General features: G+C 47.9%; 11 protein-coding genes and 1 pseudogene. 10 read left to right on the forward strand and 2 right to left on the reverse strand.

From position 1 onward, the window contains the following. Positions 1 to 152: 152 nt before the first annotated feature. Together GPL15_RS02225 and GPL15_RS02230 are read right to left on the reverse strand one after the other, a co-directional pair. Positions 153 to 338, reverse strand: a pseudogene (locus GPL15_RS02225) (type II toxin-antitoxin system RelB/DinJ family antitoxin); the annotation flags it as partial. Between the two features lie 150 nt (positions 339 to 488). After that, a complete protein-coding gene (locus tag GPL15_RS02230) occupies positions 489 to 1265 on the reverse strand; it encodes an IclR family transcriptional regulator (RefSeq protein ID WP_215695549.1) in 777 nt (258 codons plus the stop codon). A gap of 381 nt (positions 1266 to 1646) precedes the next feature. On the opposite strand from GPL15_RS02230, the gene GPL15_RS02235 reads away from it, so the two are divergent. From GPL15_RS02235 to GPL15_RS02280, 10 genes are all read left to right on the forward strand, one after another. After that, complete coding sequence (locus tag GPL15_RS02235) at positions 1647 to 2129, forward strand: RidA family protein (RefSeq protein WP_252198040.1); 483 nt, start codon at positions 1647 to 1649, stop codon at positions 2127 to 2129. Continuing rightward, positions 2122 to 3012: a dihydrodipicolinate synthase family protein gene (locus GPL15_RS02240; protein ID WP_215695551.1), complete on the forward strand. Its 891-nt coding sequence runs from the start codon at positions 2122 to 2124 to the stop codon at positions 3010 to 3012. The genes GPL15_RS02235 and GPL15_RS02240 overlap by 8 nt, the downstream gene beginning before the upstream one ends. 14 nt (positions 3013 to 3026) lie before the next feature. Continuing rightward, positions 3027 to 4142 (forward strand): tripartite tricarboxylate transporter substrate binding protein, encoded by a 1116-nt coding sequence (locus GPL15_RS02245; protein WP_215695553.1) that lies wholly within the window; start codon positions 3027 to 3029, stop codon positions 4140 to 4142. A gap of 46 nt (positions 4143 to 4188) precedes the next feature. Continuing rightward, the gene (locus GPL15_RS02250; protein WP_215695555.1) at positions 4189 to 4632 is read left to right on the forward strand and encodes a tripartite tricarboxylate transporter TctB family protein; all 444 of its coding nucleotides are present in this window, start codon (positions 4189 to 4191) and stop codon (positions 4630 to 4632) included. Between the two features lie 29 nt (positions 4633 to 4661). After that, positions 4662 to 6137 (forward strand): tripartite tricarboxylate transporter permease, encoded by a 1476-nt coding sequence (locus GPL15_RS02255; RefSeq protein ID WP_215695557.1) that lies wholly within the window; start codon positions 4662 to 4664, stop codon positions 6135 to 6137. Next, entirely contained in the window at positions 6134 to 7219 is a 1086-nt protein-coding gene (locus GPL15_RS02260) for an alanine racemase (protein ID WP_215695559.1), read from the forward strand. The genes GPL15_RS02255 and GPL15_RS02260 overlap by 4 nt, the downstream gene beginning before the upstream one ends. Positions 7220 to 7234: 15 nt before the next feature. Continuing rightward, complete coding sequence (locus GPL15_RS02265; protein ID WP_215695561.1) at positions 7235 to 8833, forward strand: D-aminoacylase; 1599 nt, start codon at positions 7235 to 7237, stop codon at positions 8831 to 8833. A 298-nt stretch (positions 8834 to 9131) separates the two neighbouring features. Continuing rightward, entirely contained in the window at positions 9132 to 10919 is a 1788-nt protein-coding gene (locus GPL15_RS02270; RefSeq protein WP_215695562.1) for a sensor histidine kinase, read from the forward strand. 11 nt (positions 10920 to 10930) lie between these two features. Beyond that, the gene (locus tag GPL15_RS02275; RefSeq protein ID WP_215695563.1) at positions 10931 to 12421 is read left to right on the forward strand and encodes a response regulator; all 1491 of its coding nucleotides are present in this window, start codon (positions 10931 to 10933) and stop codon (positions 12419 to 12421) included. Positions 12422 to 12551: 130 nt separating this feature from the next. Beyond that, entirely contained in the window at positions 12552 to 13454 is a 903-nt protein-coding gene (locus GPL15_RS02280) for a sugar ABC transporter permease (RefSeq protein ID WP_215695564.1), read from the forward strand. The last annotated feature ends 13 nt before the right edge of the window (positions 13455 to 13467 follow it).

Below are 13467 nucleotides of genomic sequence, written 5' to 3' on the forward strand. Positions count from 1 at the left end.
TAGAGGATAGCCCATAACTAAAAATTGTGAGTTAATCCGAAGCGCAATCATCAGACAAATCCATGTCTTTTGATTACTTCTAAGTAAATTATACACTGGGTACTTGAATTTTTCAAGTACCCTTTTGAATTTTGTAAGTAGCCAGTTTCACGGTCTGCGAAAAGCTGGTTTAAATCAGTATACCCTTTTTCAGAGGGATCTTTCGCAATCCTTTCCGCCTCATGCATTGCAGCAATGGTTTCCGTGTTTGGTTGATTCCGCGTTACATGAAAAAAGGGGAGACCGCACTCGCGGAGAGCCTGACGGACAAAAATATTAAATGCTGTTGATATATTCATGCGATTTCCCCCTTTTACTGTTACTCAATCAATTCTTCCATGCTGATATTCAATACTTCAGCCGATCTGCATTTTTTCATTTATCAACCTCATTGTACTTGATGGTTTTAGTGTATGATATTTACAACTAAAAAACAAGATACACACAGTTTACTTTATAAAATTCACATCCACATCCCGCACCAGATTCTCAATCTTATTCTTAGCATTTTTCAGCAATACTTTCAGCAGTTCCGCCTTATCATCCGTAAAATGGGACTGGAGCACCGAGATGCTCAGAGCCGCGATAATCCCTCCATTTTTCCGGATCGGGACGGCGAAGCAGGAGATATTGGCGTTGGATTCCCCCTGCTCAAAGGTGACCTGGGCGGCCTGGAACTCCTGTAACTGCCGGTATAGCTGGGGGACGGTGGAAACTGTCTGGGAAGTTAAGGGCGGCAGTTGTTCCGGATACATGGATTTAAGCTGGTCTAAGGAATGGTCCAGAAGCAGGGCTTTTCCCAAGCTGGTGGCGTATGCCGGCATTCTGGCGCCCACGGTGGTGAAGATTCTCACCCGTTCGGGGGAATCGTGGGTGATCAGGTAGAAGATGTTCCCTCCGTCCAAAACCGCAAAATGAGAAGTTTCCCCGCATACATTGACCATATTTAAAATAATTTCCGAAATATCTTTCAGCACATCTGACTGTTTCGCATAAGTCTGGCCCACTTCGTAGGCTTTCATTCCAATAAAATAACGCATGCTCTGCCGGTTGTAATAGAGGTATTTTTGATCTACCAATGTGTGCAGAACCGGGAAAATGCTGCTTTTAGGCGCTCCTATAAAATCCGCCATTTCAGTTAATGTGTATCCCTGTTTGTTGAAGGCAACCGCTTCTAAAATTTTTAAAACGCGCAGGGTTGGACGGTGAAGTTCTTTATCTGGCATATGATCACTCCTTTATGGTATTACAAAAAATGTTTTTATAAATCATTTGATTTATAAGCGTACAATTTTTGTGCCGCTTAGTTTGTTAGTAATTTGATTAATAACTCGTCTATTAAAAATAATATCGGTTCGTAATACCGAACAATTAAAACATAACACGTTTTTTCCGCATTGTCAAACATCACTGGTAAATATTGTAAAATACACACAAAAACTAGAAAAAATATGAAATAAAAGTAATAAAAATAGATAAATAAAAGAAGCGCACTTTGTTGACAAGAGAAAATATGTATGATATTATCAAATTGTAGTTTGTATATAAGAATGATTATTCGTATATTCGAATCAATGGTGGTTCGATTATTCGAACGAAGGAGGGGTATGATGAATGCGGAAGAACGATTGACGTCATTGGGAATTGAACTTCCGGACGCGCCTGTGCCTAAGGCGTCATATGTTCCTTGTGTCAGGGTGGGAAACCTGCTGTTTTTATCCGGCCAGGGCACGATGTATCAGGGGGAGCGGAGATATTTGGGCAAGCTGGGCAAAGAGGTTTCGGAAGAGGAAGGGTACCGGGCGGCCAGGATCTGCGGTCTGAATCTGCTGGCCCAGTTAAGAAATTATCTGGGAACTTTGAACCGGGTTGAGAGGATCGTCCATTTAAAGGGGTTTGTGGCCAGCGATCCGGAGTTTACCAAACAGCCGGCAGTCATAAACGGCGCTTCAGACCTGATGGAACAGGTATTTGGAGAGGCGGGACGGCACAGCCGCAGCGCGCTGGGAATGGCGGTTCTTCCGGGCAACATAAGCGTAGAGGTCGAACTGATAGCAGAGATAAAGGGGGATGGGCAGACGGATGAATGAATGTTTAAAAGGAAGTATTCCCGCAATGATAACGCCTTTGAATGAAGATGGTTCTCTGGATGAGAACAGCTACCGGCAGTTGATAAAAAGAGCGCTGGACGGGGGCTGCCAGGGGGTGATGATTCTGGGATCCTGCGGCGAAGGGGTGGTCGTGGAACAGAAAACATTTGAACAGGCGGTGGAAACGGCCAGGGATGAGACAAAGGACAGAGGGGTATTGATTGTCTCTACCGGGGCTGCGTCGGTACAGCGGGTGAAGGAGAATATAAAAACTGCATACAGACATCATGCGGATTATGTGCTCAACATACCGCCGATGTATTTTGACGAGACACAGGAAGCCATGGGAGATTATTTTGTGCGGCTGGCAGAATATTCGGAACTGCCCACGATGATCTATAACATTCCGTCAATCACCAGGAATAATGTGGGGATTCAGACGCTGGTGGATCTGAGCGCCCATGAGAATATTGTGGGGCTGAAGGACAGCAGCGGCAATCACATCACATTCCAGCGGGTGGTGCATGAAACAAAAGAACAGGATTTCAGCGTATTTGTGGGAAGGGCGCCGCTCATCTGCGCTTCCCTCCAGATGGGGGCGGCGGGATCGATGTCGCCGATTCCAAATTTGGATCCCAGGCTGGATCTGGATATTTACCATTATTTGGAACAGGGGGAAACTCAGAAGGCCATTGACCTGCAGATGAAGATCAGCAGGATTACGGGGCTGTTTTCCTATAAGAATATGTCGATTAATGTTAATTTAAAAGGGCTTTTGTCGGCGCTCGGGTTCTGCCGTCCCTATACGGCCGGATTTGACCCGGTGCTTTCGGAACAGGAGTGCATGTTGTTAAAAGACAGATACATGGAAATCGTTCAATAAAAGGAGGAAATATTATGAGAAAAACAAGTATTTTATGTATGGCGTTAGCGGTATCGGCAGTTCTCATGGCGGGCTGCGGCTCTTCCAAGACGGAACAGGCGCCGGCTGCAAAAACGGAGCAGACGCAGAAGGCGGAAGAGGCTAAGAAAGCGGAAGAAACCCAGAAAGCGGAGGAAACCAAAAAAGCGGAGGAGACCGCCGCTGTGAGCCAGGCTTCGGCGGAGGAGAAAAAACTTCCGGACGGATATCCGAAAAAGCCCATTAAGATCATTGTTCCCTGGGATGCAGGCGGCGGAACGGACGTATTTGTGAGAACCATAGCAACCGGAGCAGAGAAATATCTGGGACAGCCGCTGAATATTGTGAACCGGGGCGGTGCGGGTGGAACGATCGCCACCACGGAATTTTTAAAGGAAAAAGGGGACGGGTACAGCATTATTTTTGAAGCCATTGGAGTATTTTCCACTCAGCCGAAGATGAACGCCGTTACCTATAAGGCTGAAGATTTCAAGCCGGTTATCGGAACTACAGTAGATCCCATCATGCTGGTGACCACCACCCAGACCGGGATTAAAACATTTGACGAGTTTAAGGAATATGCCAAGAATAACACGGTGAATTTCGGGTTTACCGGCAGCGGTTCTCTCCATGAGATAGCCAATTATGCGCTGTTTGGCGAGCTGGATGCGGATGTGAATGGAATTAACTATACAGGAGGCGGTGAGCTTCTGGCGGCTATGATGGGGAACCATGTCCAGTTCGGTTCTCTGCATCCGGTCAATATCATGTCATACGAAGACGCGGATACATTTGTTCCGCTGCTGGTATATTCCAATGAGCGGATTGCCCAGTATCCTGATGTACCTACAGCCAAAGAAATGGGCTATAATTTCGATTTTGAAGTATGGAAATTCATAGCAGCTCCTAAGGATACTCCTGACGAGATCATTGATTATCTGTACGATGGATTTGATAAGATTCTGAAAGATCCTGAGATCAAAAAACTTCTGGAAGAGGGCGGTTCCGTGATGATGGATCACAATACCCCTGAAGAAGTGGAAGAAAAGCTTTTGAGTAATGTGGAACAGACAGGAAAAATTCTGGACGAACTGGGCCTGAGCCAAAATTAGGCATAAGAAGCAGGGCTGCGGTAAAATGCTTCAGAATGGAGGAAATATGAAGATAAATACTAATTTGTGTACCGGAATTATTTTTCTGGTTCTGGGAACGGCCGCTTTATTTATCATTCCCACCCAGATTCCGGCAGGCCATAATGACTATGGGCCGAGACTGTTTCCTTACATTGTTTCTGTTATCATGATCCTCTCCAGCCTGGGGGTTTTGGCTGGAGAGTGGGGCAGGTACAGAAAAAATATGAAAAAGGAGACCGTGGAAGTTGACCTGTATGAACTGAAACGGGTGGGGCTGATGTTTCTCATCATGACTGCGTACATATTTTTGATAGAACCGTTGGGATTTATTCTGTCCTCCGCATTGTTTGTCAGCGGGATACTGGTATTTTTTAAGTCTAAAAACCCGGTATATTATGTTGTCTGCATTGGGTTGACGGCGGCGATTTATTATGGGTTCAGAATCTTTTTGAAGGTGTATCTGCCGTAAGCGCACGCCAAAAATGAAGGAGGTATGATATGGAACAATTTATTCAAGCGCTGTCGGTTTCATTTTCAGTCCAGAATATACTGTTCATGAATCTTGGGGTGGCTATCGGGATTATATTCGGGGCGCTGCCCGGGCTTTCGGGCGGTGTTGCCATCGTCTTGTTTATGCCGTTTACATTTTATCTGGATCCCATAATCAGTTTGTCGTGGCTTTTGGGGATGTACTGCGGCGGGACTTATGGGGGATCGGTTACGGCGATTCTTATCAATACGCCGGGAACGGCCGCTTCGGCGGCGACCGCCATGGACGGGTTTGCCCTGGCGAAAAAGGGTAAGCCGAGAAAGGCTTTGATGATGGCGCTGACGGCTTCCTGTATCGGCGGGATTGTCAGCACATTTACGCTGATTTTCATCTCACCGATTCTGTCCAAAATCGCTTTGAAATTTGGGCCGGCCGAGTATTTTTCATTGGCTGTGTTCGGGTTGTCCATCATTTCAGGGGTCAGCGGCAAGAACATTTTTAAAGGGCTGTTGATGGGATGTCTCGGAATGTTCGTAATCATGATCGGCATGGACCCCATGGACGGGATACAGAGGCTGACGTTTGGGAATCTGTATCTGGCGGGAGGAATTGACATGATTCCTGCCCTCATCGGCCTGTTTGCCCTTTCGGAAATGTTCAACAAGGCCAAAGGGATTGAAAAGATCGATGTAAACGCCGATCTCAGCTCCAAAGAGGACCGGCTTACCATGGCGGATATGAAGCGGTGTATGGCCACAATTCTCAAATCCAGCGGGATCGGAACCATCATCGGGGCGATTCCGGGAACAGGGGCGGCCATTGCTTCTTTTATCTCTTATAATGAAGCGAAACGGGTTTCCAAGCATCCGGAAGAATTTGGGGAAGGGTCCATTGAAGGGGTTGCGGCTTCGGAAGCGGGCAACAACGGCGTGACCGGGTCCACCCTCATTCCCCTGCTCTCTTTAGGGGTTCCGGGGGATATGGTTACGGCGATCCTGGTAGGCGCATTTTTAATGCAGGGGCTGACACCGGGGCCGACGCTGTTTAAAAATAATATGGATATCATTTATGGAATCATGATTTCCCTGCTGGTGATCAATATATTTATGTATATTCAGGGAAGATATTTTGTCAAACTGTTCGCCCAGGTGAACCGGATTCCCATGCAGGCCATGATTCCGGTGCTGTTTGTGCTCTGTGTGGTGGGGGTATTTGTGGCCAATAACTCTATGTTTGACGTGAAGATCATTCTTGTGTTCGGAGCGCTGGCTTATGTGGCCGGAAAGCTGAAACTGCCGGTTACGCCTCTGCTTTTGGGAATCGTATTGGGGCCCATGGCGGAACAGAACTGCAGGCGGGCGCTGGCTTTATCCAAGGGAAGCTGTCTGATATTCGTTCAAAAGCCGATCAGTTTGTTCTTCCTCATATTGGTGGTGGTGACCATTGTGATGTTTGTGATTAAGAACCGAAAGGAAAGCGTATGATGAATTTATCGACGCCATATCCGTGGCTGGATTTGGACATAGTGGAACGGAACATTAAAACCATGGCGGAGCGGCTTAAAAAGGAAGGGATCAGCTACCGCCCTCACATCAAGACCCATAAATCAGTGGAAATAGCCAGGATGCAGTTGGAGATGGGGGCAAAGGGGATTACCTGCGCCAAGATTTCAGAGGCTATGGTCATGGCAGAGGCGGGAATTAAGGATATATTAGTGGCTTATCCGTTAGTTGGAGCGGACAAGATGGAACGTCTGGGGAAATTAATGGACATAGCGGACGTAACGGTGACGGTGGACAATGAGGTCAGCGCAGGGCAGTTGAACAGCCTTGGAAAGAGCAGGGGAATGAGGATAAAAACGCTCATAGAAATCGGGGCCCAAAACCAGAGGGGCGGGATATTTGACGATGAAAGGCTGATTGAATTTGCAGGAAAGCTGAGGGAACTTCCCTGGCTGGAGGTCAAAGGCATTTTCACCTATGTGGGGCTGAGGCCGGATCTGAAGGAACCTGGGAAATTAGAGGAGTTTGCCATGGAAGAAGCAGAGCTGATGGCCCATAACAAAAAGGTTTTGGAGGATGGGGGATATGAGGTGGAGGTGGTTTCCGCCGGGAGCAGCGCCACTTCCATGTATGCCGGGCTCCACGGAGTGATTACGGAATCCAGGGCGGGGAGCTGTGTGTTCAATGATATGAATTCTGTTCATTTACATACGGCGGAGACGGGAGACTGCGCCCTTAAAATCAGGGCGTCGGTGGTCAGCACGCCGAAACCGGGGCTGGCTACCATTGACGCGGGCAGCAAGTCTTTGTCGTCGGATACGAAGCCGGGGCAGGGATACGGATACCTGGTGGGATTTCCGGATGTGGAACTGTATAAATTGAATGAGGAACACGGTTATCTCAGGTTTGATGAGAAGAAGACGGAGTTTCAGATCGGGCAGCAGGTGGATATCATTCCAAATCATGCATGTGTGATCGGCAATCTCCATGATGACTATTTTGCGTTCCGCAATGGGGAATTTGAAAAGATAATCCATGTGGACGCGAGAGGCAGGAATTATTGAGAAAGGCAGGAGACTATGTACCAGTATTTATTTCAGCGGGCATGGGTGATTGACGGTACGGGAGGAAAGGGCAGGATCGCGGATATCGCGGTTCGGGACGGCCGGATTGTGAAAATAGCGCCGGAAATAGACGCGGATGGGGGAGAGGTAATTGATTTAAAGGGGAAAATCCTGTGCCCCGGATTCATCGATGTGCATTCCCATTCCGACATTTCCCTGCTGTATGAAAATGATCCGGGAAGCAAGGTGTTCCAGGGGATCACGACGGAGGTGACGGGAAACTGCGGGTTTTCTCCATTTCCGCTGATACGGGACAGGGAATGGTTAAAGCGGAGAAGGGCGTCGCTGGCATTTATTGATGTGGAGGAGGTGCCCTGGGACTGGGCGGACTTTGAAGGCTACCGAAAACGGATGGAGGCGGCCGGGCCCAATGTAAACCTGGTTCCTCTGGTGGGTCACGGAAGCATCCGGGCGTCGGTGATGGGGTACGAGGATAAAAAGGCGGACAGCGGGCAGTTGGAACGGATGTGCGGCATTTTGGAGGAACATTTCAGACAGGGGGCCGCCGGCATTTCAACAGGATTAGGTTATCCGCCTGATTTCTATGGAGATGAGGAAGAACTGACGGCCCTGGCACGTGTGGTGAAGAAATGGGATAAGATCTTCACGTTCCACATAAGAGGTGAGCGGGCGACGCTTTTTAAGGCTGTAAATGAGGTGATCTCCATAGGAAGGAACAGCGGGGCCAAGGTTCACATATCCCACCTGAAATGTGCGGGCGTTCACAATAAAGGACGCAGCGGGGAACTGCTGGACCTGATCGATAAAGCGGCTGGAGAGGGCGTTGATATCACCTTTGACCTCTATCCATATACCGCGGGCAGTTCCTATCTGGGGCTGGTATTTCCGCCGGCATTTCATGAAGGGGGAATGGAGGCGCTGATAGAGCGGCTGAATGATCCTGAAATGAGGGGGGAAATCATCAGACAGATGGAAACAGGAACGCCCGGCTGGAGCACCTTCATAGGGGAACAGCAGGGGGAAAACCTGATGATTACCAGCCTGGCATTGCATAAGGAATGTATTGGCAAACGGATATCTGAAATCGCCCGGAGATGGAACTGTTCTCCGGCGGAAGCGGCCTGCCGCCTGATGGCAGAGGAAAAGGGCCGTGTGGAAATGGTTATGTTTCTGACGGATGAAGAGGACATGGACCGGATCGCCCTGCATGACAGGTGTCTGTACGGGACGGACGGGCTGGCCATGGGAGATGTGAAACCATTGATCCGCCAGATGCCCCACCCCAGATATTATGGAAGTTTTCCGGTTTTGTGGAACCGGTATGTGGGCAAAGGGGCATTTTCTCCGGAAGAACTGATCCACAGGCTGACCGGGGCGGCCGCCAAACGGTTCGGCCTCTTGGAGCGGGGAGAGGTGAGAGAAGGATACTGGGCGGACCTGGCTGTGATTGATCGGGAGAAGTTTAAGGCAATGGGAGATTATGAGAATCCGTGCCGGGTCTCTGCGGGGATTGAATATTTGATGGTGAATGGGGTTTTGGAGATCCGGGATGGTGTGAAGACGGGAGTGACTGGGGGGCGGATTTTGGAGTGATGTTATATTAAGGGTAAATCGTTAGGGGATGTGAAAAAGTCCTATGGAAAAAGAACGCTTTCAGGTATAGAACCTGGAGGCGTTCTTCTATTTGCGGTAAAGTTAAGCGGTTATGAATAAGAATATTGATACTGTTATGATGTGGAGCAGGAAAGATTACCGTTCTTTCGGGCGTGTTGACTTGCTTGCCGTTTGCATGATAAGATGAAACCAAGAAACTTGGAATTTGAGAGAAAAGCCCGGATTTTTGCGGTTTAAGGGGCTGAGACGAGGGCAGCGGGAAAGACGGGAGGAGTACATGAGCATAAGAGTTCGCCTTGCCATTGCGTTTTCATTTTTTATCATTGCACCACTGATGGTTTTGATGGCATACAGCAATAAAATATCGTCGGAGGTCCTTTTGGATCAGATCAGCGACGCCCAGGTCCATACGGTGGAGAGCTATTCCAGAACCGTTAATGACATGCTGATGGATATGAACCGTCTGCTTCTCAACATGTCGTCGGATAATGACGTCCGCCGTCTTATGAGCGGAGAGGCAGAAAAAAAGGATGGCGGAGACATGCTGTTTAAATATCAGCAGCTACAGATGTTTGACGATATTCTGGAAGGCGCGCAGATGTTTCTGATGAAGTATCCGTTTGCAGTCATGATCATCCCCAATGAGGGGCAGAGCTTTGGAAGCAGGGAAAATATCGGCGCTTATGCGGAAAGCCTGAAAGCTTCTTCCTGGTTTCCTGAAGTGATGGCCAGCAGAGACAGCACGATCCTGTGGCTGGATCCTCTAAAGACAGGGGATTCCATCAAGGAAAACCGGTTTTGCGCTGTAATTCCGGTAAAAGAGAGCATGACCAGCCAGAAGAATATTGGGATCATCTATATTGAATTATCAGAAAAATATATCTATGACATGATGACACGAAGTGCGTCCCATTCCGAACTGTACCTTGTGGATAACGACGGCCATATCGTGTCGGGCGGTGATAAGAACGCTATCGGAAGGGAGTTCCCTCTCCTGTCATTTGAGAAAGCTGCGGATTCCAGCGGCTGGAAGAAGGTCGGGTATGAGGGCCGGGAGATGATGGTGGTCTATTCCTCTCCTATGGTAGAAGAGTGGAGGGCGGTGTCTGTGACCCCATATGAGACCATCTTTTCACGGGTAAATGCAGTCCATAACAGGACTTATATCATAACCTTGGTTTTGCTGGGCATATTTGTGGCAGTGGCTCTGGGAATCGCCCAGTTAATCAGCCGTCCGGTGATGTCTCTGAGCGAGAAGATGAATCAGGTGGAAGAAGGAAATCTGGGAATCCGGGTGCCTGAGACGGGACAGGGAGAGATCCGGGTGCTGCAGACCAGCTTCAACCGCATGCTGGACAGGATCAATGATCTGATGAAACAGCTGAAGATCAGGGAAAACCAGAAGCGTGAGGCGGAGATCGACGCGCTCCAGGCACAGATCAATCCCCATTTCCTGTTCAACGTGCTCAGTTCAATCCGCTGGGCGGCTGCGGCTAAAGATCCGGGCGTGGAGGAAATGGTGCTCCAGCTTTCTGCCTTGCTCAAGATGAGCATAAAAAAGGGGCAGGAACAGATTACTTTGCTTGAGAGCTGCCAAATGCTGGAAAAGTATGTGAGCCTTCATAACCTGAGGCATCAGAATAAGGTCGAACTCAGAATCTTTATAGAGGAAGGGATGGGATATCATCTGCTTCCCAGGCTCCTTTTGCAGCCATTGGTGGAGAATTCCATTATCCATGGGATGGGAAACATGGAGAGCGGCCATATCACCATTCGTGGGGAGGAAAAGGACGGCTTTCTAAACATCCGGGTAGAGGACGACGGAGTGGGCTTTCCGGAGGGCTTTGATCCTGAACTGAGGCAGATGGATAAAAAGCGGAACAAGGCATCCTTTTCCAGCATAGGCCTTATCAACGTGAGGGACAGGGTTAACCTGTACTATGAGGGGAATTCTCATTTCCGCCTGTATAACCGGATGGAGGACGGAGAGTGCAGGGGGGCGGTAGTGGAGATATCCATCTGTCTTGAGGCGATTGAACGGTATGAACGGGAACAGGATGAGTAAAGGAGAAGGCCATGCTTAGGATAGTGATCGTGGATGATGAAATTAATATTGTGGAAGGACTTAAAAAAACTGTAGAGTGGGAAGAGCATGGCTGCCAGGTTGTGGGAACTGCTTATGACGGTATTGCAGCCTGGGATGTGGTCTGTGAAAAGGAGCCGGATATTTTGATCACGGACATCACCATGCCTGGAATGGACGGCATTAAGCTGGTGGAGAAGCTGAGATCCAGGTTTCCTGCCATGCGTTTCATCTATCTGACCTGTAATGATGATTTTGAGATGGCAAGAAGCGCGTTTCGTACGGGAGCCTGTGATTATATTGTGAAGGAAACCATGACCCGGGAAGAACTGTATAAATCCATAGAAAAGGCGGAAAAAGAGATTGTAAACTATCGGGAAAATATGCTCAATAAAGCAGTGGTTTCCAATGAACTGAAGATTCTGCCTTATGGACTGGATTTTGAGAAAAACCGCTATCTGATGGGGCTTCTATATGTACTGCCATTATATGGAGAAGAAGAAAATGGACCTGCGGACCGTTTAAAGCAGCTGATCGTAAAGTTTCCTGACTGTTTTTTGTTTAGAAGGTCGGATTATGAATATGTGGTCATGATGAAAGGACAGGAGGGAGAAGAGAAGCAGCTTGTATCAGAACTTTATGGGCAGATCAGCAGGCAATTTGACGGAGAACAGACGCTCACTTATTTTTATGCTGGCCTGGAGCCCTGCAGGAAAGACAATATCAGCAGATTATACGAGAATCTGAGGCAGCTGCGGTCTCGGCGTTTCTATAGAAAACACAGAATGTTTTTAATTGAGGAGAGTGGGGAAGAGGAGCATTTTGTAAAAGAAACGGATCAAGCGGCTTTGCTGAACCGCTGCGAGGACTGTATCCGGGAATTGGATACGGAGAAATCGGAACAATGGGTCAAAGGTTTTCTAAAGGAAGTATCCGGGAGACGGGAAACACCGGAATCCGTCCTGGAGACAGGAGAGCAGGTTCTTGTCCTTCTTCTGCGCGAAGCTATGCGGGTCAATGCATCGATTCCCAACGTGATGACATGCCTGCAGAGAAAACGGATTTACCAGGTATGCAGTATCTATGAACTGGAACAGCTTCTGTACTGGATGCTGGCGGACGGTATCGCCAGAATCAGGGAATGCGCATATTCCAGCCGGGATGAGGTGCTCACCAACGCTCTGCGCTATATAGAGGAAAATCTGGGAGAGCATTTGAGCCTGGGCCGTGTGGCGCAGCATGTTTCCATGAATGCCAGCTATTTCAGCCGCTATTTTAAGGGGAAAATGGAAGAGAATTTTGTGGATTATCTGGTTCGCCAGAGGATGGACCGGGCGAGGCAGAAGCTTAAATATACAGGGCTTTCTGTAGAAGCCATTGCGGCGGAAGTGGGGTATTCCAATATCACATATTTTAATGAATCCTTTAAGAAATATACAGGACAGACACCGGGTGCCTATCGGAGACAAGAAAAAAAGATGTAAAAATATCGGAAACTTATGTAAATATTGGTTATGTTTTGGCAGCTGCCTGGATGATATAGTTTAATCATCAAGCAGCTGCTTTATTATTAAGCCTTCCAGGCTATGATACAGAAAGGGAGTTTACAAGAATATGATGACAGGACTCAGCAAAAAGAACGTCCGGCGCAATACCATAGCCGGCTGTCTGTTTATCGCACCGAGCTTTATCGGTTTCATCCTGTTCAGCCTGTTCCCCTTGATTTTGACAATTGTGCTTAGTTTTTCACAGTGGGACCTAGTCTCAGGTCTGAAAGGAATTAAACTGATTGGATTCGGTAATTATGTGGAACTTTTTAAAGATCCTGTATTTTATGAATCCTTAAAGAATAATATCCTGTTCGCCATATGGTCCCTGCCGGCATTGTTGATATTAGGGCTTTTCGGAGCAATACTGATCAATGACTATGTATTTTCAAAACAACTGTTTAAGACTGTCTACTTCCTGCCTTATATTTCCAGCGGCGTGGCGGTGGCAACTGTCTGGAAAGTGGTGTTCCAGCCGACTTACGGACCGGTCAATGAATTCCTCAGAAGCCTGGGCATGGTAAATCCGCCCAAATGGCTGGCTGATCCAAAATGGGCGCTGTTCACCATCACGCTGATGTTTATCTGGCAGAACATCGGGTATTATATGCTGGTTTACATAACAGGTCTGCAGTCCATACCGAAGGATCTGTATGAGGCGGCGGATATCGATGGGGCCGGTAAGTGGCAAAAGATTAGATATTTAACTATCCCCTTAGTCAGTCCCACCACATTTTTCCTGTTCATTACGGGAATCATCAGCTCCTTTAAGATCTTTGACGCGATCCAGATCTTGACAAAAGGCGGGCCGGGAACCTCTTCTTCTGTACTGGTGCATTACCTTTATAAGGTATCCTTTGAATTTTATAAAATCGGTTACGGAAGCACCATGGCGATCATTCTGTTCTTGGTAGTGGTTATCATCACCATATTGCAGTGGAGGGGGCAGAAAAAATGGGTCAATTATTAAGGGAGGTGCAGGT

This window comes from Clostridium sp. MCC353 (assembly GCF_018785315.1).
In the GTDB taxonomy this organism is placed as follows: Bacteria; Bacillota; Clostridia; order Lachnospirales; family Lachnospiraceae; genus CHH4-2.